This window comes from Petrotoga mexicana DSM 14811 (assembly GCF_002895565.1).
In the GTDB taxonomy this organism is placed as follows: Bacteria; Thermotogota; Thermotogae; order Petrotogales; family Petrotogaceae; genus Petrotoga; species Petrotoga mexicana.
Window position 1 is genome coordinate 17,639 of sequence record NZ_AZRN01000014.1, and the last position, 23,964, is coordinate 41,602.

The 23,964-nt window shown below is 35.0% G+C and carries 23 protein-coding genes; 12 read left to right on the forward strand and 11 right to left on the reverse strand.

Features of this window, described 5'->3' with window-relative positions:
- Nucleotides 1-46: 46 nt before the first annotated feature.
- The 6 genes from X927_RS04675 to X927_RS04700 all read right to left on the reverse strand — a co-directional run bounded on the left by X927_RS04675 (nucleotide 47) and on the right by X927_RS04700 (nucleotide 5,933).
- Nucleotides 47-1,411 (reverse strand): hypothetical protein, encoded by a 1,365-nt coding sequence (locus tag X927_RS04675; RefSeq protein ID WP_103076944.1) that lies wholly within the window; start codon nucleotides 1,409-1,411, stop codon nucleotides 47-49.
- A gap of 102 nt (nucleotides 1,412-1,513) precedes the next feature.
- A complete protein-coding gene (locus tag X927_RS04680; RefSeq protein WP_103076945.1) occupies nucleotides 1,514-2,452 on the reverse strand; it encodes an S-layer homology domain-containing protein in 939 nt (312 codons plus the stop codon).
- Between the two features lie 99 nt (nucleotides 2,453-2,551).
- On the reverse strand, nucleotides 2,552-3,745 hold the full coding sequence (gene tyrS, locus X927_RS04685) for a tyrosine--tRNA ligase (protein WP_103076946.1): 1,194 nt from the start codon (nucleotides 3,743-3,745) through the stop codon (nucleotides 2,552-2,554).
- Nucleotides 3,746-3,760: 15 nt separating this feature from the next.
- Nucleotides 3,761-3,997 (reverse strand): preprotein translocase subunit SecG, encoded by a 237-nt coding sequence (gene secG, locus X927_RS04690; protein WP_103076947.1) that lies wholly within the window; start codon nucleotides 3,995-3,997, stop codon nucleotides 3,761-3,763.
- Nucleotides 3,998-4,521: 524 nt separating this feature from the next.
- A complete protein-coding gene (locus tag X927_RS04695) occupies nucleotides 4,522-5,535 on the reverse strand; it encodes an IS3 family transposase (protein WP_169925140.1) in 1,014 nt (337 codons plus the stop codon).
- Nucleotides 5,535-5,933, reverse strand: coding sequence for a helix-turn-helix domain-containing protein (locus tag X927_RS04700; protein WP_103076949.1), 399 nt, complete (start codon nucleotides 5,931-5,933; stop codon nucleotides 5,535-5,537). Before X927_RS04700 ends, X927_RS04695 begins: the two co-directional genes overlap by 1 nt.
- Before the next feature lie 158 nt (nucleotides 5,934-6,091).
- Here X927_RS04700 and X927_RS04705 point away from each other — a divergent pair, with 158 nt between their 5' ends.
- From X927_RS04705 to arcC, 10 genes are all read left to right on the forward strand, one after another.
- Nucleotides 6,092-7,096, forward strand: coding sequence for a LacI family DNA-binding transcriptional regulator (locus X927_RS04705; protein WP_146026577.1), 1,005 nt, complete (start codon nucleotides 6,092-6,094; stop codon nucleotides 7,094-7,096).
- 74 nt (nucleotides 7,097-7,170) lie between these two features.
- The gene (pulA, locus tag X927_RS04710; protein ID WP_103076951.1) at nucleotides 7,171-9,870 is read left to right on the forward strand and encodes a type I pullulanase; all 2,700 of its coding nucleotides are present in this window, start codon (nucleotides 7,171-7,173) and stop codon (nucleotides 9,868-9,870) included.
- A gap of 176 nt (nucleotides 9,871-10,046) precedes the next feature.
- Nucleotides 10,047-10,925 carry an RnfABCDGE type electron transport complex subunit D gene (locus X927_RS04715; RefSeq protein WP_103076994.1) on the forward strand — a complete coding sequence of 293 codons (879 nt, stop codon included), beginning with the start codon at nucleotides 10,047-10,049 and terminating at the stop codon, nucleotides 10,923-10,925.
- On the forward strand, nucleotides 10,922-11,530 hold the full coding sequence (locus X927_RS04720; RefSeq protein WP_103076952.1) for an FMN-binding protein: 609 nt from the start codon (nucleotides 10,922-10,924) through the stop codon (nucleotides 11,528-11,530). The genes X927_RS04715 and X927_RS04720 overlap by 4 nt, the downstream gene beginning before the upstream one ends.
- Before the next feature lie 3 nt (nucleotides 11,531-11,533).
- Entirely contained in the window at nucleotides 11,534-12,145 is a 612-nt protein-coding gene (locus X927_RS04725) for an Rnf-Nqr domain containing protein (RefSeq protein ID WP_103076953.1), read from the forward strand.
- Nucleotides 12,145-12,738, forward strand: coding sequence for an electron transport complex protein RnfA (locus tag X927_RS04730; RefSeq protein ID WP_103076954.1), 594 nt, complete (start codon nucleotides 12,145-12,147; stop codon nucleotides 12,736-12,738). Before X927_RS04725 ends, X927_RS04730 begins: the two co-directional genes overlap by 1 nt.
- Before the next feature lie 10 nt (nucleotides 12,739-12,748).
- Nucleotides 12,749-13,867: an NADH:ubiquinone reductase (Na(+)-transporting) subunit F gene (locus X927_RS04735; protein WP_211287817.1), complete on the forward strand. Its 1,119-nt coding sequence runs from the start codon at nucleotides 12,749-12,751 to the stop codon at nucleotides 13,865-13,867.
- Nucleotides 13,868-13,890: 23 nt separating this feature from the next.
- A complete protein-coding gene (locus X927_RS04740; RefSeq protein WP_103076955.1) occupies nucleotides 13,891-14,343 on the forward strand; it encodes a hypothetical protein in 453 nt (150 codons plus the stop codon).
- Between the two features lie 20 nt (nucleotides 14,344-14,363).
- Nucleotides 14,364-15,353, forward strand: coding sequence for an ornithine carbamoyltransferase (gene argF, locus X927_RS04745; protein WP_103076956.1), 990 nt, complete (start codon nucleotides 14,364-14,366; stop codon nucleotides 15,351-15,353).
- Nucleotides 15,354-15,358: 5 nt separating this feature from the next.
- The gene (gene arcC, locus X927_RS04750) at nucleotides 15,359-16,300 is read left to right on the forward strand and encodes a carbamate kinase (protein WP_103076957.1); all 942 of its coding nucleotides are present in this window, start codon (nucleotides 15,359-15,361) and stop codon (nucleotides 16,298-16,300) included.
- 23 nt (nucleotides 16,301-16,323) lie between these two features.
- Here the strand turns inward: arcC and X927_RS04755 are convergent, their stop codons facing one another.
- From X927_RS04755 to X927_RS04775, 5 genes are all read right to left on the reverse strand, one after another.
- Entirely contained in the window at nucleotides 16,324-17,133 is an 810-nt protein-coding gene (locus X927_RS04755; protein WP_103076958.1) for a MurR/RpiR family transcriptional regulator, read from the reverse strand.
- A gap of 19 nt (nucleotides 17,134-17,152) precedes the next feature.
- Complete coding sequence (locus tag X927_RS04760; RefSeq protein ID WP_103076959.1) at nucleotides 17,153-18,334, reverse strand: glycosyltransferase; 1,182 nt, start codon at nucleotides 18,332-18,334, stop codon at nucleotides 17,153-17,155.
- Nucleotides 18,335-18,368: 34 nt separating this feature from the next.
- Nucleotides 18,369-19,343 carry a carbohydrate ABC transporter permease gene (locus X927_RS04765; protein ID WP_103076960.1) on the reverse strand — a complete coding sequence of 325 codons (975 nt, stop codon included), beginning with the start codon at nucleotides 19,341-19,343 and terminating at the stop codon, nucleotides 18,369-18,371.
- Nucleotides 19,337-20,221 (reverse strand): carbohydrate ABC transporter permease, encoded by an 885-nt coding sequence (locus X927_RS04770; protein WP_103076961.1) that lies wholly within the window; start codon nucleotides 20,219-20,221, stop codon nucleotides 19,337-19,339. Before X927_RS04770 ends, X927_RS04765 begins: the two co-directional genes overlap by 7 nt.
- Nucleotides 20,222-20,290: 69 nt before the next feature.
- Nucleotides 20,291-21,580 (reverse strand): ABC transporter substrate-binding protein, encoded by a 1,290-nt coding sequence (locus X927_RS04775; protein WP_103076962.1) that lies wholly within the window; start codon nucleotides 21,578-21,580, stop codon nucleotides 20,291-20,293.
- A 476-nt stretch (nucleotides 21,581-22,056) separates the two neighbouring features.
- On the opposite strand from X927_RS04775, the gene X927_RS04780 reads away from it, so the two are divergent.
- Nucleotides 22,057-22,605, forward strand: a complete 549-nt coding sequence (locus X927_RS04780; RefSeq protein WP_103076963.1) for a macro domain-containing protein — start codon at nucleotides 22,057-22,059, stop codon at nucleotides 22,603-22,605.
- A 4-nt stretch (nucleotides 22,606-22,609) separates the two neighbouring features.
- Nucleotides 22,610-23,941 (forward strand): phenylacetate--CoA ligase family protein, encoded by a 1,332-nt coding sequence (locus tag X927_RS04785; protein WP_103076964.1) that lies wholly within the window; start codon nucleotides 22,610-22,612, stop codon nucleotides 23,939-23,941.
- Nucleotides 23,942-23,964 lie beyond the last annotated feature (23 nt).

Genomic DNA, 23,964 nt, shown 5'->3' on the forward strand with positions numbered 1-23,964 from the left:
AAAAAAGCTGGCTTATCAAAGCCAGCTTTTTGATTTATCAATCATCTTAGAATTCAAATTCAGCTTTTAGGTATAGATACCAATGTAAGTCTGCTAATTCATTTGCTCCAATAACTTCTTCTTCATCGTCATCCCAAACTTCATTACCAAGGTGAGCTCCAGCAGAAACATTCTCACTAAAATTATAAGTAACTTCACCCATATAAGCTAATTTGTTATCCTCAGATTCGTCTTTATTATCGTAGAAATAATATACATCACCAGCTAACGTAACTTTTGTGTCTGGTACAGCATATTCAACATAACCATGTGGTTCAACAGTTATAGTTCCTTCGTTAGTTAAATCTAAGAAAGAAACAGGAACTTCTACTCCTGCTGAACTTTTATCGGAAATAGCGTATTCAACAGATGGAGTAAGATCTAAGAGATAAACAGGGTCTTCTTCTAACATGTCAATTGTGAATGTATCAGTTAACTCTACTGTTATTGGTGTTGCAAGATAGCTTAAATCTACTCCTGCAGTGACTTCTTGTGTGTCAGCCCAACTTACATCACCGTCTTCATCATTTGCAACTTCTTCTTCGTAAACAAGCTCCAAATTATCTTGCCATGTTAATCCAACGTGAGGTGTGACTGTTATTGGTTCCATTTCATATGGGTATTCATAAGCTAAATCTACTCTGTAAGCGCTTGTAGAATCATCAGTTGTATCATCTCCATAATTCAAGAAACCAAACACTAAATCGGCACTTAACTTACCCCAGGCCTCTGGCACTTCTGTAACTTCTCCTTCAATGGTAACTCTGTTGTTGGTTGCATCTTCAAATTTATAAGCTCCAGCTACAAGTCCTTTAACACCACTTACATCTAGATCGTAACTAGCACCAAAAATCCATCCTTCAGCTAGAGCGATATCTTCTGTAGCATGCTCGGTTACTTCTCCGGCTACTCTATCTGCCAAAACCAAGTTGACCCCGTAATCGGTTAAGCCAAGTTTTAATGCACCTTCAGCATCAGTGAAATCTCCATTAATTGTGTAAGTACTCAATCCAATAACATTGGGTTCGAATCTTAACAACCATGCTTCTTCTTCATATTGAACAAAGTCCAAACTTAATCCAGGTTCAACACTTGTTATGACATCTGTAGTGGCTCCCTCGGTGTCATAAACTGGAGTTGATTCAGTAGTTACAGGTGAAAATGTAAAACCTGCTGTTAAAGTTGCCGGAAGTGTTGTAGTAAAACTAACATCGATACTGAGATCTGGGTCCAACACCTGTTCAATATCCAACGCACTTTCATCTATCTTGAATTCAAAACCTGCAGTTCCACTAACATCAAACACTGGCTCCACAGCAAAAAGCGCCAATGAAGCAAAAACTACCAACAAAGACAATAAAACTTTCTTCATACAAAAACCCCCTTCTACTTTTGATTTAATTTTTTAAAAAATCCTTACTATTATAGCAAAGATTCACACTACTGTCAAGACTCATAAAGCATTTCATAGTATTTATTGAGGCATGAAGATTCCCACAGCACCTAAAATAACTCCCAAACCAGCTACTAACCATAACATTGTTTTATCTTGCGCTTTTGCTATTTCTGCGTTTTGAGCTTCAACTTGTTGACTTAACTCAGTTATTTTTGCTTCGTTAGCAGATACACTATTTGTTAATCCGTCAATCTTGTCGTAAGTATCGTATTTAAGATTCAAATGTTGCTTAGCCATAGTTGTTTGAAATTCCTCAAGAGAAACTATCCTTTCCTCATAGGTGGATAACTTATTTGTTAATTCATCAATCTTGTCGAAAGTCTCGTATTTGAGATCCAAATGTTGCTTAGTCATTACTGCTTGAGACTCTTCGAGTGAAGCAATCTTTTTTTCGTTTGCAGCCACTTTTTGTGAAAGTGAAGGTAATGCTTTGACAAACATTTGATTTTGTTCCGCTAAACTCTTTGTTTCTTCTACAGTTGCCTTTAAGCCGGATACATCTTGACTAATTGCCAACAGGTCAGTCTCTAAAGCGTCTCCCATGTTTTTTGCTCTGTAGGCTGTCTTTTTAACATCTTGATATGTAGCCTGCAAATCGGATAAAAGATCATTCGCTTGCAACTGCTCATTCAATGAATTAAACTGACTTTCAACGTTATTCACTTTCTTTGAGAGGTCTCCTACTTTTGCTTCCAAATACGATAAATCGCTTGTTTTTGCGATTTCAGGAGAGTTCTCCAGATAAGTTATCAACCTAGACATCCAAACTGCAGCATCAGACCTTGTTAAAGGTTCATAACCTCTAAATGTTGGTTCGTCTACAGGAATTACACCTTTTTCAACCAGCTTCATAACGTAGTCATACGCCCAATGATCCTCGCCTACATCAGTGAAGCCAAGTGAAAAAGCAGAAACCACAAATACCGTTACTACAAAAAAAGCAAGCGTTTTCTTCATTCTTCCTTACCCCCTTTTATGATTTTGATTTGGTAAAAAACTACTTCTTTTAAAAACCCGCCACTTTATTATACTATATTTAAAGAAATTTTGCAAAATCTATTTAATCTTTTTTATTTTAAAATAACTCTTTTTCCCAACTCTTAATATAGCCCCGTCTTCACAATCAATAATATCTTTGAAATCCTTTATTTTTTTGTCGTTGATTCTAATAGCCCCTTGCATTATAGCCCTCTTTATTTCACTGTTGCTATTGTAAACTCTGGTCTTTGAAACTATGTCTAAAATCGTTTCTCCGGTTTTAACTTGAATCTCTGGTAAATCTTCTGGCATTTCTCTCTTTTGGAAAATTGAAACAAAGTTTTGTTTGGCTTTTTCTGCTTCTTCTCTATTATATAATAGAGTAACAATTTCTTCTGCTAAAACCATTTTAATATCTCTTGGGTTCACTTCTCCACTCTTCATTTGATTTTCAATATCTTTTATTTTGTCTTTTGGAATATCTGTTAAATATTTCATATACTTGATAATAAGATGATCTGGAATAGACATAACTTTACCAAAAACATCTTGTGGAGAATCGTTAAAAGCTATGTAGTTGTCATAACTTTTACTCATCTTTAAATTTCCATCTGTTCCTTCAATCAACGGCATTGTAAGCACTACTTGTGGTGATTGGCCAAACTCTTCTTGGAGCTTTCTTCCAACTAAAAGGTTGAAAAGTTGATCCGTACCTCCAAGTTCCACATCAGCTTCAATAACAATAGAATCATACGCCTGGGCTAAAGGATACAAGAATTCAGATATACTTATAGGCTGATTTTCTTTTAACCTTTTATTGAAATCATCTCTTTCAAGCATCCTGGCAACTGTGTATCTTGATGACAAGTTAATTATATCAGCAAAAGATAATTTGGAAAGCCATTCACTGTTAAATTTTACCACAGTTTTATCGGGATGGAGTATTCGAAAAGCTTGTTCAACGTATGTCTTCGAATTTTCTTGGACTTCATCTTCAGAAAGCAAAGGTCTAGTTTTTGATCTTCCCGAAGGGTCGCCTATTCTTGCCGTGAAATCCCCAATTATTAAGTAAACTATATGACCCAACTCTTGAAATTGTCTTAACTTTCTTAAAACAACGGCATGTCCTAAATGAAGATCTGGCCTTGAAGGATCTACCCCCAATTTAACTTTTAATTGGCCTTTTTCTCTTATTTTGCTCAAAAAATCTTCTGGTGTAATAAGATCGACGGAATCTTCTTGTATAATTCTAAGTTGGTCTTCAGGGTTCAAATATTGGTTCCTCCTTTAAGCTATTATCCAAGTTACCAAAAAACAGTTGATCATAAAAAGTATACCAAAAGTTAGAGCAATTTTGGAGGTTTTATCTAGCCCTTTTTCTCGTCCAAAATTGGCGGCCGAACCTCCTGCACCAAATGCCCCACCTATTTCACTGTTTTTTTGCATTCTTTGCAGTGCAAAGTAGATTACTCCTAAAGCTAAAATGATATGAATAATTATAAGCAAGACACCTAGAAAACCCATAAATTTCCTCCTCTTTATTGAATTGATTATCAATAAAAATATATAATTCCTTTTTTATTATATCATACCAACTAACGTTATGCAAACCTTTTTCAAATTTCTTAAAATAGAGAAAAACGAAGTTTTTCTAGCTTAATCGATAATAATTGTCTATAATCTCTTCTAATCAAGAATAATTTGATTAGCTTTTTTTAAATCAAAAAGGTAAAATAAGATTGAGTGAAAAAAGGAAACGGTTCCTTTGTTTGTTAATAAGTATTATAAGGGTTTTATAATTATTAATGTTTTTGAATTTCTGTTGAGAATTTCTTTAATGAACTAGTTGCTATTTTATTATGGTATAATAAAAAATAAAAATTACCAGATGCAGATCCCTACGTTAAAAGGATGGGGAGCGGGGCAAAGGGGCAAAAACTCTTTTATCCTTATGGGTGGGGAGCGGGGCGAAGGGGTAAGAACTCCTTTATCCTTATGGGTGCGGACGGAGCCCCAAATATTAGAGATTAGAGAGGCGTAACTCGATTTTACTCAAAAATGGTAAGTTTTTCTTTGATTTCCTTAATTTCAATTCTATTTTCTTTGTATAAAACATGGAACTCATTTGGTGTCAAGTAGTTCAAAGAGCCATGAGGTCTAATATTAAGGTAAAAATCCAAATACACTTTGTATTTCGTAGTGAAATCGCTAATATTAGTAAAGGTATTCAAAGGCACAAACTCTCTTTGGACACTTGAATGAAAAGATTCGATAAAGGCTTGACAATCTGGATTATGTGGATAACCAAACTCATGGAGTATACCAACATTTCTCATAAAATTTTCTGTTAACAAAGAAGTGAATTGAGTACCGTTATCTGATCTAATAATCAAGTTTTTTCCTGATATTCCTCTGTACCTAAGAGCTTCAAAGATAGTTTTAATTATATCCTTTGATTTACATGATGGACCGATGTAAGAACCAACAATCTGTCTATCAAAAGTATCAATTATGCTGAACACCTGTACATAACCATCTTTAGTTTTAAAGTATTTGATATCCATTTCCCAAAATTGGTTAGGAGCTGTTGCAACATGTTTTTGAGGACCTCTTCTTGGATGTGGTGAATGGTTTGTATATTTTCCAACCAAACCGATTTCGTGTTTCAAACGTCTCATCTTTTTATGATTGATAATTATACCATACTCTTTCTTGAAATACGCACACAGCTTAGTAGAACCAAGAGTTTTCAAATAATGCTTTGAGACATACATATTGAGATGTTCCTTAATTTTTATCAGTTCAGCGATTACAAACTCATCAGGAACCTTATCGCCATTCACAGTATAGCAAAAACCTCGAGTTTTAGAATTAGAATGCTTTTTCTTTGACAAAGAACTGGTATCCAAGAAGAGCCTCGTCTTGTAATAATAAGTTCTAGGGTTCACGTTGAACTCTTCAAAAAGATAAGAAAGAGAAACGCCGTACTCTCGATGTAACCTATTGACATATTGAATATCCAAAATGGGTGTAGATTTAAAATCAACATGTCTATTTTCCATCATTTTCTCTGATTCAAATTTTTTTTTACAAACTCAACTTGTTCTCTAAGAACTCTGATCTCAATATCCTTTTCGATCACCAAATCCTTCAAAGCTTGAAGAGTCTGAGCGAGATCGGGGTATTCCATACAAAGTCGAGAAATCTCATCCAAATCGATACCGGAATTCTCGTAAACCACAGGAGGAATCTTAGAGCCACGAGAAACGATGGAATTTTTGTTAAAAGGGCCGTTGAAAAAGCAAGAATAATTCTCACCAGAATCTCTAAACTTCTTCACCCACTTTTGGATATTTCTGGTAGGGATGTTGTAAGTTTTACTAAGTTGAGAACAAGAAACACCTTTATCGACATGCTCTTTAACAACGTTAGCTTTTAACTCTGAGGGGTAAGACTTCACAAAAATCACCTCTTTTAAGAATATATAATTATTATACTACCACGCCCCTCAAATAAGAAAATGTGCTGTGGGCTAACTGTGGGGTGGGGAGCGGGGCGAAGGGGCGCTGTATATAAGTTTTAGAACTTCTAAAGATAATAGACTTTGAGGTGAATATTGTGAAAGAAAAAAAGAGAAATCCAAATCCCACTATTAAAGATGTTGCACGACTCGCCAACGTTGGAATAGCAACAGTCTCAAGGGTGTTAAATAATTCAGAAAAAGTAAGCGAAAAGACCAAAGAAAAGGTTCTAGAAATTATAGAAGAGTTGGGTTATTCTCCCAACATTAATGCTAGAACATTATCTTCAAAAAATATAAATTCTCTTTCTTTTGTGACACCCGACATGGGAAATGAATTTTATGGGATCATGTATTCTCTACTTGAAAAGAAAATTTCTCGTAATAATTATAGGTTGATTGTTTTTCCTCTTATAGATCAGATATCTCTAGAAAAGATTAAGCAAAATACCGATTTAATTTATCAAACCGATGGGGTGTTCTTCTCTTCTCTTTCCGTCTCAAGTATTTTTCAGAATAGAATTCCCCCTAAAAAAATAATATTAATCGATTCATATGATGAAAGATTTGATTCTGTCTATGTTGATAATTATCAAGTGGGGAAAACCGCTGCTGAGTACCTTATAAGTAATTCGCCGTCAAATAGCACTTTTTATTTGGTTACTTTTAAGGAACTCAACAATGAATTTACCTCTTTCGTTTTCAAAAAAAGAGACGAAGGTTTTTTACAAGTTATGGAAGAGAATAATAAAAAGGTAAAGGTTATATATAGCGATTTATTGTGGGACGGAGGGTATAAAGCGATTGGAAGCATTATAAAAAGACGTCCTAGAAAATATTCATCCATATTCGCAACATGTGACATGATTGGAGTAGGTGTCAAAAAATACTTGGAAGAAATGAATATGTATCCAAAAAAGGATTATTCATTGATAGCTGTTGATAATCTTCCTATTAGCAGACTATTTCAATTAACAACAATTAGACAACCGATTATAGAAATGGTCGAAATTGCATATGAGATGTTCATCTCTTCTATGGGAGGAAGAGAAAAAGTTGAACATTACAAATTAGAAGGAAAAATAGTAGAAAGAGAAACATAGGGAATATAATTATTTTTTTCTTTCTAGTGGAAACCTTTTCACTATATTACAACTTCAAAAGGAGGCAGGTGTTTATGAGGAAAGTGGGTTACTTTTTGCTAGTATTCTTCTTAATTTCTTTGTTGTTAGGTTGTTCCGCACAAACAGATCAAGCCACTCAAACTCAAATGTTGCCTGAAGCGGTTGGAAGTTCAAATCTTAACAATTTTGTAAGCCTTTCCGAGGGAAAAACCGCAGAAGACTTTGCCGCACAGACCGTTTTTATCGTACACTATCATAGACCAGACGGTGATTATGAACCTTGGAATCTTTGGATTTGGCCAAGTAAACCAGTTTCCAAAGAAGGAGCTAGATACTTATTCGATGGTGAAGATAGCTTCGGCAAGTACGCGATTATCAAATTCCAGGAAAAACATGAGGAATTGGGTTTCATTGTAAGAACGGATAACTGGGAAAAAGATGTTTCAATGGATAGATTCGTCAGTATACCTGAAAGTGGAGTTGCTGAAATATGGGTCTTATCAGGAGTAGAGAATTATTATACCGATCCAAAAAACCTTGACTTAAGTCCTCGAATAAACGCAGCTATCATGGATTCTTTCGATGAAATAAAGGTAAGCTTAACTGTCCCCTTTGATACAAAAGAGTGGAAAGGAAAAGTTCATTTTTATGAGGTGGACGGTTCTGATCCTGTTGCTTTAAATGTATCTGATGTTTATAAAACTGATCCAACTGATATTTCTGTTACCTCAAATATAACCATAAAACTAGCTAATCCCATATCTCCGCAGGATGTGGATAAATTGTACAAAGTAGATATAGAAGGATACGTTTCAGAAAATTACGTAATTATGAGAAATGTTTTAGATGAGGAAGTTTTTCATTACTACGGAAACGATTTAGGAGCTGTTTATTCTCCAGCTAAAACAGATTTTAAAGTATGGTCCCCCGTTTCCTCAGAAGCAAAGGTACTACTTTTCAATGATTATTTGGATGAAGAGCCGTATAAAGAAGTTCCCATGTCAAAAAACGACAATGGCGTTTGGCATGCTACTGTGAATGGTGATTTAAAAGGGAAATATTATCTATATGAGTTTGTTTCATATGGAGAAACAAGAAGAACTATAGATGTATATTCCATGGCTCTCGCTATAAATTCTACCAAGTCCGCTATTATTGATTTGAATGATACCGACCCTGCAGGTTGGAATAACGATAAAAGACCTTCTCTTAACAATCCTGAAGATGCAATAGTTTATGAAATTCATGTAAAAGATTTTACAATAGATGAAAGCTCTGGAGTTCCAGAAGAATACAGGGGTAAATACCTTGGATTGACTATAGAAAACACACAATCCCCAAGCGGTGTAAAGACGGGGTTATCCCACCTAAAAGAACTCGGAGTTACTCACGTTCACATTATGCCTATTCAAGATGTTGGCTCTTTAGATGAAACTAAATTCGATGAGCAATACGGTTGGGGCTACGATCCTCTAGTATACAATGTCCCCGAAGGTATTTACTCGACAAATCCATATGATCCATTAAAAAGAATTAATGAAGTGAAAAATGTAGTTAAAACTTTTCACGAAAATGGTATAAGGGTTGTGATGGATGTTGTGTACAACCACACATACCAAGTTGGAAAAAATTCACCTTTCGATCAAACCGTTCCTTACTTCTATTACCGTACTGATCAATCAGGGAAATATACAAATGGATCGGGATGTGGAAACGAAATAGCCACGGAAAGGTTTATGGTGAGAAAATACATAGTAGATAGTTTAAAGTATTGGGTCAATGAGTACCATGTTGATGGATTCAGATTCGATTTATTAGGATTATTTGACAAAGAAACGGTAAAAACAATATCAGAAGAATTACATGCTATACTACCAGACGTACTTTTGTATGGAGAACCATGGACTGGTGGAGGTCCAATAACGTTTGGCAAAGGAGATCAAAAAGGTTTAGAGGTAGCTGTATTCAACGATGATGTTAGAGACGCCATTAGGGGAAGCGTATTCGATCCTGCAGTCAGAGGCTTTGGCTTAGGCGCTACTGGTCAACAAACTAAGATAAAAAGAGGTGTTGTTGGATCTATTGAATACGACAGTACAATAAGATCGTGGGCACAAGACCCACAAGAAACCATGAACTACGTTTCCAATCATGATAACTATACTTTATGGGACAAAAATGCTCTCGCTCTGAGTGTAAAGCCCTGGGAAGAAGAGATAGATCAACAAACTTTGGAAACATTAAAAGCCTCACAAAAATTCTCTAATGCGATGATATTAACCATGCAGGGTATACCCTTCTTACACGGAGGTGTTGATTTTGCAAGGACTAAGAACGGTAATCATAACCCATACAACGTTTTAGAACCAAACGTATACGAGTGGAACAGAAAAAGCGAGTTTTACGATATCTTTAAGTATTACCAAGGTATGATACAATTGAGAAAAGCTCATCCTGCCTTTAGAATGACCAATAGTGAAGATATAATAGCTCACATGGAATTTTTCGAACTACCAAAAGAATATAGAAAAACCGTTGCTTTTATTATAAAAGATAATGCAAACAACGATCCGTGGAAGAATATAGTAGTTGTTTACAACGCAGAACCAGAATTTTCAGTTCAAATCACTTTACCTGAAGGAGAATGGAACTTAGTTGTAAATGAAAACACGGCAGGTAATGAAACACTGGATGTAGTGGAAGGAACAATCGTAGCATCACCTTTATCTGTCTACGTCTTATATCAAAACTAATAAACTTTAGAAAGATTAAAAGGGCGAATTTTTTCGCCCTTTTTTAATTTTTATAAACTGATAAAACAAATCGTTGATATCTGAGGTTACATATGTTAAAATATCAATAGGTTTATTAAATTAGATTTAATTAAGGGGGTGTTCGTGTGACATCAGGCTTTTTCCAAAAACAGGTTATGATGAGAAGGGTACTGTACTCACTGATACCTATCTACGCTTTTGCTTTTTACATGTACGGATGGAGATTGATTTTTCTATCTATATTTGTTTATGGTTTTGGGATTTTGACAGAGTACATTATGGAAAGAAGACAAAAACGGCAAGTTAGCGAAGCTGTATTAGTCACCAGTACTTTATTCGTCTTATCCCTTCCACCTGCTACTCCTTGGTGGATTGCCAGTATTGGGATTATTTTTGGTGTTTTATTTGCAAAAGAAGTTTATGGAGGCTTTGGAAGAAACATTTTTAATCCAGCTATTGCCGGTAGACTTTTTATTTACATAACCTTTCCAAATATCATGACCCAATCATGGCTTCAACCGGGAAATTTTGGGAGAGCGACATCTGATATCTTAACCTCAGCAACACCTCTACAAGTTTTAGCAGATGGTCAAAGTTTCGGCTTGTTTGAATTATTTTTTGGACTCAGATCAGGTTCGATGGGAGAAGGTCCTATATTTCTAATGCTTATCGCTGCAATTTATCTCATCGCCACAAAAACAGCCAGTTGGAAAATTATGTTATCTACATTCTTGAGTGCTTCTTTATTAACAGGCTTTTTTTCTTTAATTGGCATACCGGAAGCCTCCTATCCTTTAGAATTCTTACTTTCTGGAAGCTTCATATTTGTCACGGTTTTTATGGCAACAGATCCTGTAACTGCACCAAAAAATGAAACTTCTAAATGGTTTTATGGCACTATAATAGGAGTTACGGCTATACTTATCAGAACGTTTTCTCTTTTCCCAGAAGGTACAAGTTTTGGAGTGCTAATGGGTAACACCTTTGCTGCTTTGTTGGACACAGCTTTTACTAGAAAGAAGGTGAAAGCATGAAAAGGGAAGGAAAAGTTTATACGATTATATTTACATTTATTATTTCTTTTGTTTTTGTTTTCGTTTTAGCAGTAGCAAATGAACTAACAAAAGATACGGTAGAAAGAAATCAAGAATTATTCCAAATTAAGGCAATTTTATCCGCAATGGACATATCTTATCAAAGTGATGAAGAAGCTTTTCAAAAATACAACTCTATAGTTTCAACAGTAAATATTAATGGCTCTCAATTATATACAGCCGAAGTAAACGGACAAAAGATCTATGCTACTATCTTCACAGGTAGTGGACTATGGGGCACCATCACGGGTGTCTTAGCTGTGAACGAAGATGTTTCAAGAATTGTTGGTATCGATTTTATATCTCAAAACGAAACACCTGGATTAGGAGGAAGGATAGAAGAAGATTGGTTCAAAAGACAGTTTTCGGGTCTAAAAATTATAGATGGTGAAATAAGAGTAGTAACTGGGCAAGGTTCTGGGGACTACGATTACGAAAACGGGCAAGTCGATGCAATAACCGGTGCAACAAGAACTTCTGAGTCTATTGAAAGAATTGTAAACGAAACGATTGCAAATTTAAAAGATATTCTGGGGGGTGAATAGTTAATGGCTCAGAAAAGTTGGATAGAAATAGCTAAAGATAATTTATGGTATAACAATCCTGTATTCATCCAAATACTCGGGATATGTTCCACATTAGCGGTAACTAACACTCTAATAAACACATCCATTATGACTCTGGGAGTCGTTTTCGTGACAGGATTGTCGGCAATGACGGTTTCTTTGTTAAAATCTTTCATTCCTAGGAAAGTCAGAATGATAGCCCAAACGTTGATAATATCTTTTTATGTTATAATTGTCGATATTGTCCTTAGAGCTTATGTGCCTGAAGTCAGTAGAGCTTTAGGACCATACGTAGGTTTGATCATAACTAATTGTATAATAATGGGAAGAACAGAGGCTTTTGCTCAATCTAACCCTCCACTACTTTCTTTGTGGGATGGTTTAACCACCGGGATAGGCTATATGTATGTTCTTTTGATGGTTGCATTTGTGAGAGAGTTATTGGGCTTTGGAACAGTTTTTGGATTTCAAGTATTACCAGATAATTTTGTAAATTGGACTATAATGGTTATGCCTCCAAGTGCCTTCTTTATGTTAGCCATTTTTATATGGATAATAAAAGGTTACATGTTTAGAAAGGAGGTTAAAAAATAATGTCCCCTGACGTAGGCTTGATATCTTTATTCTTTGCTTCTATTTTTACAAGTAACATACTTCTCTCAAATTTTTTAGGAACGTGTTCTTTTATATCGGTTTCAAAGGACTTCAATTCTTCAAATGGATTGGGTCTTGCAGTAACTTTTGTTATGACTATAACTACCGCAATTAATTGGCTTGTCTACCATTATTTGTTGATTCCTTTCGGTTTGGAATATCTTAGATATATAGTGTTTATAATAGTCATTGCTGCAATAGTACAGATATCAGAAATGGTTATAGAGAGAATGTCTACTAATTTGTACATGAGCTTAGGTATTTTTCTTCCATTAATCACTGTCAATTGCGCTATATTGGGTGTAGCCCTTTTTATGCAGATCAGAAATTATAATTTTCTTCAATCAGTCATCTTTGGACTTGGTTCGGGGTTAGGTTGGTGGTTAGCAATCATATCACTAGCCGCAATAAGAAAAAAGGTTGATAAATCTCCTGTACCTGGACCGTTAAAAGGACCTGGAATTACTTTAATAACTATTGGACTGATGGCCATGGCTTTTATGGGATTTTCGGGTATGCTAAACGTACAGTGAGGTGATTGACGTGAATGCAATATTAGCTGCTTCATTTATAATAGGTGGATTAAGTGCAGTTTTAGCCGCAATGATTGTGGTAGTTGATAGCATAGTCAACAATTATGGCGAAGTTAAGATTGATATCAACAATGGGAAAAAAGAGTTAAAGGTGAGTGGAGGCGCCTCTTTACTTACAACCCTTTCTGAGCAAGGCATCTTTATACCCTCGGCATGTGGTGGTAGAGGAAGTTGTGGGGCATGTAAGGTAAAAGTTTTATCAGATATTGGACCAATTTTACCCACTGAGGCACCCCTTTTAGACGCGGAAGAAATAAAACAAAATATAAGATTATCTTGTCAAGTGAAAGTAAAATCTAACATAGCGATAGAAATACCAGAAGAGCTATTTTCTGCAAAAATTTTTAAGGGTGTAGTTGAAAAAATAAAAGATTTGACTTATGATATAAAAGAAGTTAAAATTAAACTTGTCGAACCAAATGAAATTGAGTTTAAAGCTGGACAGTATATGCAATTGGTTATACCTCCCTACGAGAAAATAAAAGAATTTACGCAAAGGGCGTACTCCATTGCTTCATCTCCAAGTCAAAAAGATTCCGTAGAATTTTTTATCAGACTTGTTCCAGGTGGAATTGCGACAACTTATGTTCACAAATATCTAAAAGAAAATGATCAAATGGAATTAGTCGGCCCTTTTGGCGAATTTTATATGAGAGATACGGATGCAGATATGATATGTGTTGCAGGAGGTTCAGGGTTAGCTCCGATAAAATCTATCGTTGCAGATATGTTCGAAAGGGGGATAACCAATAGAAATGTATGGTTGTTTTTCGGGGCAAGAAGCTTAAAAGACCTTTATTATGTGGATTTCTTTCAAGACATGGAAAAGAAATGGAACAGATTCCATTTTGTTCCCGCTCTTTCAGAACCTCAACCTGAAGATAATTGGAAAGGCGAAACAGGACTTATAACAGATGTATTGGGAAAATATTTTAAAGAAAAAATGGACCAAAATACCCAAAAGGAAGGATATTTATGTGGAAGCCCCGGTATGATAAATGCCTGTATTAAAGTAATGACGGAGAACGGCATATCCGAAGATAAAATATATTATGACAAGTTCGCGTAATTAAAAGGAGGTGCTTTTCCTCAATGAAAATGACTGAAGATTTAAAGAAAGCCTATGAAAACATGAAGCCCGGCGTTATAACCGCTGATGGATTTTTAGGTGATGATGAAAGACTTTTGGTTGACATAATTGAAAGTGATGAAGAAAAAATTAGGGCTTTAAATATAAATTTACAAGATGACCTTAAAAAGATTAGATACCTTTTTGAAAAAGGGAAAGAAGCTTTTGAAGAACCTGTAACCGTTGACAATAAATGGCTTATAAAAGTGGATGAAGCTAGAGGACATTTACCTTGTCCCTTTGAAGACGGTATTTTTAGGAAAGTTAATTTAAGAATTAAAAATTTAGATAACAAAGAAGAACTTCTTATTACAGAATTATCGCTTCACTTGATAGAAAAACATCATTTTTTCCAAGGTAAGGGGTCAGCATTCAGGGTAGAACCTGAAAAACTTAAAAAAGTGCTAGAAGAATAAAAAGGAGGAATTTAAAAAACATGCCTATCAATTTAAGAGGAAGAAGCCTTTTAACGTTGAAAGATTTCACACCAGAAGAAATAAAGTATCTTTTGGAGCTTTCAAAAGATCTCAAGTCCAAAAAGAGAATGGGTATTAAAGGCGATTTATTAAAAGGTAAGAACATAGTTTTGCTATTTGAAAAAACATCAACTAGAACAAGATGCGCCTTCGAAGTAGCTGCCTTCGATGAAGGGGCAAACGTTACATTTCTAACTAACAGTCAAATGGGTAAGAAAGAATCAATAGAAGATACGGCAAGAGTTTTAGGAAGATTTTACGATGGCATAGAATTTAGAGGCTTCAAGCAAGAAACGGTAGAAATTTTAGCAAAATATTCAGGTGTTCCCGTGTGGAATGGTCTTACAGATGAAGATCACCCTACCCAAGTTTTGGCAGATTTCCTAACTATTATGGAAAATTTCGAAAAACCTCTTAATAAGATCAAGTTTGTGTACATTGGAGATGGAAGAAACAATATGGCAAACGCCCTCATGATTGGTGCCTCTAAAATGGGGATGGATTTTGTAATTATTTCTCCAAAGGAACTTTTTCCAAGTAAAGAACTGATAAATGAAATGGAAAAGACAGCTAGCGAAAACGGTGGAAAAATCACCATCACAGACAAACTTGATGCTGTTGCTAACGCGGATGTGATCTATACTGATGTCTGGATTTCTATGGGAGAAGAAAGTAAAGTTGAAGAGAGAATCAAATTACTTAAACCCTACCAAGTAAATATGGATTTGATAAAAAAGACAAACAATCCTGAGGTTATTTTTCTGCACTGTTTGCCCTCTTTTCATGACACGAAAACAGAGATGGGATACGATGTTTATCAGAAATACGGTATTAAAGAAATGGAAGTTACAGATGAAGTGTTCGAAAGTAAGTACTCAAAGGTTTTTGACCAAGCAGAAAATAGAATGCATACCATAAAAGCAGTTATGGTAGCAACGTTGGTAGGTTGATACGAATGACTGAAAAACTTGCAATCGTAGCAATAGGAGGAAATGCCTTATCCCAACCAAAAGAGTCTCCAACCGCTGAAAATATGTTAAAAAACTTAGAGAACACGGCAAAATGCCTAGTTGAACTAGTAAAAAAAAATTATAAAATAGTTATAACACACGGGAATGGACCACAAGTAGGAAACATTCTCGTTCAACAAGATATAGCCAAAGAGGTTATTCCTCCTTTTCCACTGGATGTCAATGGGGCTATGACTCAAGGATATATAGGATACATGATTTCCCAAACGTTAAAAAATGTTTTAACAGCAGAACATATTGAAAAAGATGTTTCAAGTTTAGTTACCCAAGTACTTGTTGATAAAAATGATCCAGCTTTTTACAATCCTTCAAAACCTATTGGACCATTTTACTCCAAAGAAGAGGCGAATGCTCTCATCAAAGAAAAAGGATGGAGTATGGTAGAAGACGCTGGAAGAGGCTGGAGAAGGGTAGTACCTTCTCCAGAACCATTAGAGATTATAGAGATAAAAGCTATTAAAAAATTGGTAAGGAACAACAATATAACCATAGCAGCGGGTGGTGGGGGTATCCCAGTAATAAAAGAAGGAGATAAATTAAAAGGTGTGGAAGGTGTCATAGACAAAGATAGAGCTTCTGCTTTGTTAGCTATAGAATTGGATGCCGATGAATTCATAATTCTAACCGCTGTAGAAAAAGTATTTATAAATTTTAATAAACCCAATCAACAAACTATATCTTCAATGACTGTGAACCAAGCAATACAATATATGAATGAAGGACACTTTTCAAAAGGAAGTATGTTGCCAAAGATAGAGGCATGCACAAATTTTGTTCTCAAGACTGGAAGACCTGCTTTAATTACAGATTTAACCAAATTGGTTGATGCATTGGAAGGAAAAACAGGAACTATCATAACGAAATAAGGGGGTATTACCCCCTTTTTTTGTTAATTGAATCTTTTTGTCTTCATTGCTTGACTTATTCTACTTTCTTTGTTTTTAAGGTACATTCTAGAAGCAACTGAGTTGTACAAAAATTCCACCATAAACATTTCTCCCATTCTGCTCACCGTGAATTCGCTTTCTTGTGGCATTTCAGCTGAAGTATATAAAACGAGATTGACTATTTTTGATAAAGGTGAATTAACCCCCGCAGTTATCCCTATGGTGAAGGCACCAGCATCTTTGGCTACTTGGGCGGATTTGTAAGTATCTCGGATAACCCCAGAATGACTGATAGCAATTACCACATCATCTTTTTCCAAATTTGAAGCAACGATAACTTGCATATGTGGATCAGAATATGCAGTGGAAGCAAATCCCAAGGCAGCAAACTTCAAAGAAGCATCCAAAGCAATAGGAAAAGACCTTCCTACCGCATAGAATAGCAGTTTTTTACTGTTCAATATTATTTCGGACGCTCGAGTAATTTTATCCCTGTCTGCTTGCCTTAGAATATCAGTTAAGGAATTTACAGCTTTATTGTAAATCAAATCAAAAAGATCTTTCGACTCTTTTGATTCAAGTGTAGGAGCGCTCAATTCCCTTGCTAATTCTAACTTAAATTTTTGATATCCCGAGTAACCAACCTTTTTTAAAACTCTGTATATAGTAGTTTCACTAGTTCCTGCCCAATTGGATAATTCTGTGATGCTGTAGTGTATTACATCGGCAGGCCTTTCGATTATATACTGAGCTGCCTGCTTTTCCTTGTCAGTTAAAGAATTGTATATTCCTTTAATCTTGGAAGTAACCAACTTCCTCACCTCTTATTGACTATAACTTTTCTATCAATTCATCTTTTTTATTCTTAAATACATTTATTTGATCTTTAATAACTTTTTCAGCTTCTATTTCGTTCATATCCTTTGTCAATTCAGCAAAATCAGCTACTCTCCCAAAATAGAGTGGTACTAAAGATTCCACTAACTTTTTGTCTTTGTTTTTCGAATACTCTATTAATGCATTAAATAATATATCAACCCAGATTTGAAGTGGTACCTTCTTCTTTTCCATTATTGTTTCCAATTGATCATTTATCAACCTTTTGGTTTCTTCATTTTTTAATCCTTCTAAAAGTTGCTTTTTCAAATTTTCTATGTTGATATTGATCGGTTCAACAGCGACTTGAGGTACTTCACCATATATTGGGGCTTCTTCAATAGAATCGATATCTTTCCATTTGGAGACGCTATCTACGATAATATCAAATAACGTTCCAACTACCTGCTTAAACATAGGAGATAGATCAGCTCCCGGATCTTTAGGATCATGAACTTTTGCACCTAAAGCAGCTTGATAAACCTTTTTATTGGAGTTAAGTATGGCATTTGTAGTCATCCAAATATCTATCCCGAACCTTGCTACATCTGTTTTGGCAACACTTGAAGCGGTTTTCAAATAAACATCGATCATATTTTTACCTACCCCAAAATCTCCCCCTATTGGTTGCCTAATAGCTTGCCCAAACAAAGAAGCCACCAAAGGATAGCATACTTGGTTTGTGATTGTACCGTCGTATTTATGCCTCACATAATAAGGAGCAACATAATCGGAAAGTCCATTCATTATGGGACCTGTTAATCTTTCTATCCACCATGGTCTGACACTCTTTAAATCAGAATCCAAAAATACAATCGCCTCGGCGTCTAAGTTTTTAGCAAGTTCTATCACAGAAAGCATTGCACTTCCTTTACCTGGCAAACCAATATAATCGTAAGCGATTTTTGGTAAATTTTTTGTGTCTGTTTTCATAAAAACTTCTTTTGTCCCGTCTTTTGAACCCCCATCAGCGTTAACAATTAACCCATCTGACTCAAAATATTCAACTATCCCTTCTGCAGCTGTTTTAGAAACAAAAGAAATCGTTTCAGCATTATTATAGCTAGGAATACCCACAACTATTTTTACCCTTTTAGGTAGATTTTGTAAAATTTTATCATCGAAAAATAATGACATTTTTAACTTCCTCCTTTTTGTAGTCCTTTTAAATTTATTCTTTGACTCCCCCGGCTGTTAAACCTGCCGTAAGGTATTTTTCGACGGTCATAAACAATACGATGACGGGAACTGCTGTCAATACTGAGGCTGCCATCATTTTAGCCCATACGGCATGTTCAGAAAAGAAAATTTCCCTCAAACCTACGGGCAGCGTATAAGCTCCAGGATATGGTCTTATGAAGATAGAAGCAAACAAATACTCATTCCATCCTATCATGAAGGCATATATGAAGACAGTGATTATAGCCGGCATTGATAGAGGAATAATTATCCTCATAATAGTTCCAATTCTTGTACTACCATCAATTAAGGCTGCCTCTTCAATTGATTCAGGAATTGTTCTGAAATAATTACCAAGCATGTACATTGAAACAGGCAACGTTTGAATTATATATATTATATACAAAGCAAACATTGAGGTTCCTCCTGAATTAGTTAATCCTATTCTTACGAACAAATCATACAAAGGAACAGATAATATCACTCCACCTACTAGGTATACCAGCAATACCCCTCTTTGAACAAGAGTTCTTCCTGGATACCAAACTCTACTGAAAGAATAGGCCCCAAATATACCAATTATTAAACTTGTTAAAGCGCTTAACCCAGCCAATAACAAACTATTACCAAACCATCTTAAAAAAGGAAATGATTCACGCCTTCTTGATGATTGTATATTCTGAAGGACTTGCTCTCTTTGTTCTTCTGGAAGAGATTCTAAAAGTTTCATGAGTTGTTCTTCTTCTTCACTCATCTGTTGCCTAATTGACTCCTGAAGGCCTAATAGTTGAGCATACTGTGTCAATGTTGGATTCTCAGGAATCAATCCCGGATCAAATGCATCGGAATCATACCTAAAGGAAACCGAAACCATATATGCAAAAGGGTAAGCAACAAATATTACAACTAGGGCTATAAAAAACCAAAATAAAAATGTTTTTATGAAAGATCTTTTTCTAACTACCATTTTAACACCTTCCTCACATAGATGGATATGAGTACCATCATAACTACAAAGAGGACCGTTGCAATCGCTGCTGCAACTCCAAGTTCTGGCAAACCTGTGAAGGCTTTTTCATAGAGGTATATAGGTAGAGTTCGCGCCTCTTTAGACAACAGGTATACCTCTTCAAATTTGTAAAAATTCCATATTCCTCTCAAAAGAACTAAAGAGCCTATTACATAATACAGTTCAGGTAAAGTTATATGATGGAATTTTTGCCAACCATTGGCGCCATCAATATCAGCTGCTTCATAATAATCTTGAGGTATTGATTGTAACCTTGATAAAATCATCAAATAAATAAAAGGAAAATTCTTCCAAATACTATAAAATGAAACAACTATGAATGCGTTATTTGGATCGTTAACTAGGTCTTTTGTCACATCCATGATACCTAAATTACTTAAAAGTATTGTTAAAGGTCCATTTAAAGGCATTAAAACGTATTGCCATGCAAAAACGGTGGAAATAACCGGCGCCACGTATGGGAACAATATTAGGGCTCTTACTATACCTCTGCCGGGAAATTCTTTATTCATAAGCAAGGCAATCCCTAAACCAACTAAAATACTTCCAACGACTGTAATCAAAACATACAACATAGTTATACCAAAGGAATTCCAAAAGGTAGGATCGGTTAACAGTTCTTTGTAATTTTGAAGACCAACAAACTTATTCGGTACTCCCGGTGTAAGGGATACTTCAAAAAAACTCAAGTAAATGTTGTATAAAACCGGATACAAAATAAAAAGCCCTATCAAAATAATGGCAGGCGATACTAACTTCCATCCAAAAGTTGCTTCTTTCTTTTTTAAAGGAGATAACTCTCGAAATCGTTGCATTTCTCTCTCCTCCCGATTTTTAGTAAAAAAGGGGAATAAAGTATCCCCCTTTCAATAGCTAATATGCTTTTATTCACTTAATAATCTTTCAGCTTCTTCTTGTGCCCATTGAGCGGTTTGCTGTGGTGTCCAATCGTTAGCGAACATTCTATTTATTGCTCTACCAATTACAAAGTTACCAGACAGGATACTCATTTCTTCAATTATTTCTCCTTCCATGAACTCAAATCTTTCCACAGTATCTAATGCAGAAATAATAGTAGTTATTTGATCTTTCCCATATCTTTCTAAAACAGGATTATCTAAAAATTCATCCATCTGTGCTATAGAACTTCTGGTTGGATTCATTCCGCCAGGTGCCATGTGCAACCAGTAAATGTAGTTGCTACCACTCATAAGAAATTTTACCCACTGTTCTGCAGCATCTTTATTCTCGGACGTTTTAAGTATACCCAAACCTACGACTTCTCCAAATGAAGAAGGCCTTGTGTTAATCATAAAATTTGCAAAACCTGTATTTTCAACAAGTTTAGGATCAAACTGTTCCACTCGATTTTTTTGAACCTCTTCCACCGCAATATCATCCATTATGTAGGTCGAATAAAATACCATGGCGGCTTCGTTGTTCAAATAACCATTCAATGCTTCTGGAACGGCAGTAAAACCAGGTCTGGAGTATTTGCCAAGTTCTTTATAGAATCTAAATGATTCGATCATCTCGGGAGTATTAAAAAGAATATTTCCATCTTTATCAATTGGTCTTGCCCCATTTGAAAGAGCAATTTGTGAAAAGACCTGTTCAGTATAAGCATCTGCTTTCTTAGGCAATATCATACCGTAGAAACCATTAGCAGGATCGTTTAATGCTTTTGCAGCTGTAAGTATATTGTACCAAGATGTTGGAGCCCCTAGATCTCTTTCTTCAAACAAATTTGCCTTATACCAAATCCCTTGAACCCAAGCATGGAAAGGTACACCATAATATCCTCCATCTGGTGCCTGCATCAATCTTGAAACACCTTCATAAACATCACCAAAATCCTCGATGATCTTTGCATTCAGTTCTGTATCCATAAAGCCTTGGCTCCCCAACAAAAGTATTGGAGAAATGCCACCTTCTATAACATCTGGTAAGGTTCCAGATTGAACTGCTCTTGGAATCTGTTCTAAAATCTCGTTTTCCTCAATAGGTACTAAATTAACGGTTATACCTGTTTGTGCCTCAAAAATCTGTGCTAAGGCTCTAATCCTTTGTTGCCTATCCGTTTCTACCTGAGTGTGCCAAAACGTAATCGTTTGAGTAAACACCATCGCACTAACAAGTACTGCTAAAATAACCACTGTAAGTTTCTTCACCATACACACCTCCCCTAATTTTGGTATTAATTACTACTAAAAAATTTTTTCAAAAATACAAAATAAAAAGAAAATTTTCATTTTTATTATACAGAAAAAAATATTATTTTCAAAATCTGATTATTCGTGATTACGATTGATTATAGGCGGTTATTTGTGATTATTATCAAAAATCTCTTATTTTCTCATTATTGGATTTTAATTTGGGGTAGTCTACTAACTTTTGATATAATAAAAGAAACATTAACTATAATGGTTGAAAAGACTCTTTAATCCTTATGGGTGGGGAGCGTTTGCTGCAGTATGCAAACTATGTTTTTTGCAGTCTTGTGCAAAAAGCTTTTTAATGATAAACTTTGCTTCTAAACTTGGGGATCTTAAGGGGTTTACCCCTTAACGTATGGGTGAAGAGGCGCTAACACAAGTTTTAGAGTTACTAAAGACAATACAAATTTAATCTTTTTAGGAGGCGTTAATGCATGAACAAAATTATAAAAGAAATAAAAGTCAACAACGTTGAAATTAAATTAGTATCCGGTGATATAACTATTGAAGAAACAGATGCTATTGTAAATGCTGCTAATTCACATTTGCAACATGGTGGTGGAGTAGCTGGAGCAATAGCAAGAAAAGGAGGACCAGATATTCAAAAAGAATCGAACGAATATATCAAAAAATACGGTGAAGTCGAAACTGGAAATGTCGCAGTAACAACTGGAGGAAAGTTAAAATGCAAGTACATAATCCACGCTGTTGGACCTATTTGGAATGGAGGCGGCCAAAAAGAAGAAAAGTTATTGTATGATGCCGTTTTCAATTCTTTGAAAAAAGCAGAAGAATTAAAATTGAATTCACTGGCCTTACCCGCTATAAGTGCAGGCATATACGGTTATCCCATAGAAAAAGCGGTTCCAGTTTACAAAAAAGCAGTCTATGATTTTATAAATACCAATCCACAATTTTTAAAGGAAATCAGATTTGTAATATATGGCGAAGACCACTTGGATTATTTTTTGAAAGAATTTTGAGAATATGAGTTTTCTAAGAACAGTTTACTATTATTACTCTCTACGTAAAAATCTTAATTGTTCAAGAAAAAAGATATTAGAATTAAGAGAAAAGAAATTTAGAAAGATATTAAAATACGCCTATAGAAAAATACCTTTTTATAAGGATTTTTATGGATCTTACGGAATAAAAGAAAACATGCTGAAAGAGATTCCCATAAACGAATTACCAATGATCAATAAAAACCTTATAATTGATAATTTTAATAAGTTCTTTAAAGATAACCAAATCACTAAAAGCAAAGTGGAAGACTTTTTAAAAAATAATCCGAATCCAACTTCTTTACTTTTAAACAAGTACCATGTAATACACAGTTCTGGAACAACCGGAATGGTTGGATATTATTTGTATAGTGAAAGAGAATGGGATTTCATTAAAGCTATTTCAACAAGGATGTTTTCAAATTTTACTCTCAAAAGAAAGAAATATGCCTTTATAGGCGCAGTTGATGGACATTATGCTGCCATAAGTTTGTTCCTCTCTCCACTAAATCAACCTGAGAAGTTTTTCTATAAAGATTATATGGTAATGGATATAAACAAACCTATCAAAACCTACTTAAAAGAGCTTAACGATTTTCAACCTGACAATCTCACAGGGTATCCCTTTGGTATAAGATCCTTGGCACAGTTTCAAAATGAAGGTCTTTTGAATATCCACCCAGAAGTGATAGTTTGTGGTGGAGAACCTTTATTAAAAAATGTAAGACTGTTTTTAAAAGAGGCTTGGAAAGATGCTGAAATAGTGGATAGTTATGCAACTTCTGAGTCATTGGCGATGGGTGTTTACAGGGAAGATTTAAAAGGTATGTACATATACGATGATGCGGTTTACCTTGAAATTAAAGAAGATAGAACAATTTTGACAAACTTATATAATTACACCCAACCTATAATAAGATATGAATTAACAGATATCCTAAAAAAATCTAAAGATAGCGAAGGGGTATGGCCCTTTACAAAGATCGAACAAGTTATTGGAAGAAATGAGTTAATTCCATTTTTTATAAATGAAAACGGTGAAAAAGATTTCATTCATCCAATCGTTATAGCTGAATTTTTTGTCAAAGGAGTGACTAAGTTTCAATTCGTCCAAAAGAATCACTCATCTTTTGTCTTTAAAATAGTCGTTTCACAAAAAGAGCGTTCAGATAAAATTTTAGAAGAAGTTAGAAACAAACTTACCAATATCCTAGAGAAGAAAAAAATGCAAAACGTCCATTTTGATGTAAAAATCGTGGAAGATATCAAGCCAGATGAAAAGACCGGAAAATATAAATTAATTTTAATTGAGTGAAAAATCAAAAGAAAAGAAGGTGT

Excerpts from the sequence above, each read along its gene's own strand:
- X927_RS04675 (WP_103076944.1), bottom strand. The coding sequence starts at position 1,411 with ATGAAGAAAGTTTTATTGTCTTTGTTGGTAGTTTTTGCTTCATTGGCG.
- X927_RS04680 (WP_103076945.1), bottom strand. The coding sequence starts at position 2,452 with ATGAAGAAAACGCTTGCTTTTTTTGTAGTAACGGTATTTGTGGTTTCT.
- secG (WP_103076947.1), bottom strand. The coding sequence starts at position 3,997 with ATGGGTTTTCTAGGTGTCTTGCTTATAATTATTCATATCATTTTAGCT.
- X927_RS04695 (WP_169925140.1), bottom strand. The coding sequence starts at position 5,535 with ATGGAAAATAGACATGTTGATTTTAAATCTACACCCATTTTGGATATT.
- pulA (WP_103076951.1), top strand. The coding sequence starts at position 7,171 with ATGAGGAAAGTGGGTTACTTTTTGCTAGTATTCTTCTTAATTTCTTTG.
- X927_RS04715 (WP_103076994.1), top strand. The coding sequence starts at position 10,047 with ATGATGAGAAGGGTACTGTACTCACTGATACCTATCTACGCTTTTGCT.
- X927_RS04720 (WP_103076952.1), top strand. The coding sequence starts at position 10,922 with ATGAAAAGGGAAGGAAAAGTTTATACGATTATATTTACATTTATTATT.
- X927_RS04725 (WP_103076953.1), top strand. The coding sequence starts at position 11,534 with ATGGCTCAGAAAAGTTGGATAGAAATAGCTAAAGATAATTTATGGTAT.
- X927_RS04730 (WP_103076954.1), top strand. The coding sequence starts at position 12,145 with ATGTCCCCTGACGTAGGCTTGATATCTTTATTCTTTGCTTCTATTTTT.
- X927_RS04740 (WP_103076955.1), top strand. The coding sequence starts at position 13,891 with ATGAAAATGACTGAAGATTTAAAGAAAGCCTATGAAAACATGAAGCCC.
- argF (WP_103076956.1), top strand. The coding sequence starts at position 14,364 with ATGCCTATCAATTTAAGAGGAAGAAGCCTTTTAACGTTGAAAGATTTC.
- arcC (WP_103076957.1), top strand. The coding sequence starts at position 15,359 with ATGACTGAAAAACTTGCAATCGTAGCAATAGGAGGAAATGCCTTATCC.
- X927_RS04760 (WP_103076959.1), bottom strand. The coding sequence starts at position 18,334 with ATGTCATTATTTTTCGATGATAAAATTTTACAAAATCTACCTAAAAGG.
- X927_RS04765 (WP_103076960.1), bottom strand. The coding sequence starts at position 19,343 with ATGGTAGTTAGAAAAAGATCTTTCATAAAAACATTTTTATTTTGGTTT.
- X927_RS04770 (WP_103076961.1), bottom strand. The coding sequence starts at position 20,221 with ATGCAACGATTTCGAGAGTTATCTCCTTTAAAAAAGAAAGAAGCAACT.
- X927_RS04775 (WP_103076962.1), bottom strand. The coding sequence starts at position 21,580 with ATGGTGAAGAAACTTACAGTGGTTATTTTAGCAGTACTTGTTAGTGCG.
- X927_RS04780 (WP_103076963.1), top strand. The coding sequence starts at position 22,057 with ATGAACAAAATTATAAAAGAAATAAAAGTCAACAACGTTGAAATTAAA.
- X927_RS04785 (WP_103076964.1), top strand. The coding sequence starts at position 22,610 with ATGAGTTTTCTAAGAACAGTTTACTATTATTACTCTCTACGTAAAAAT.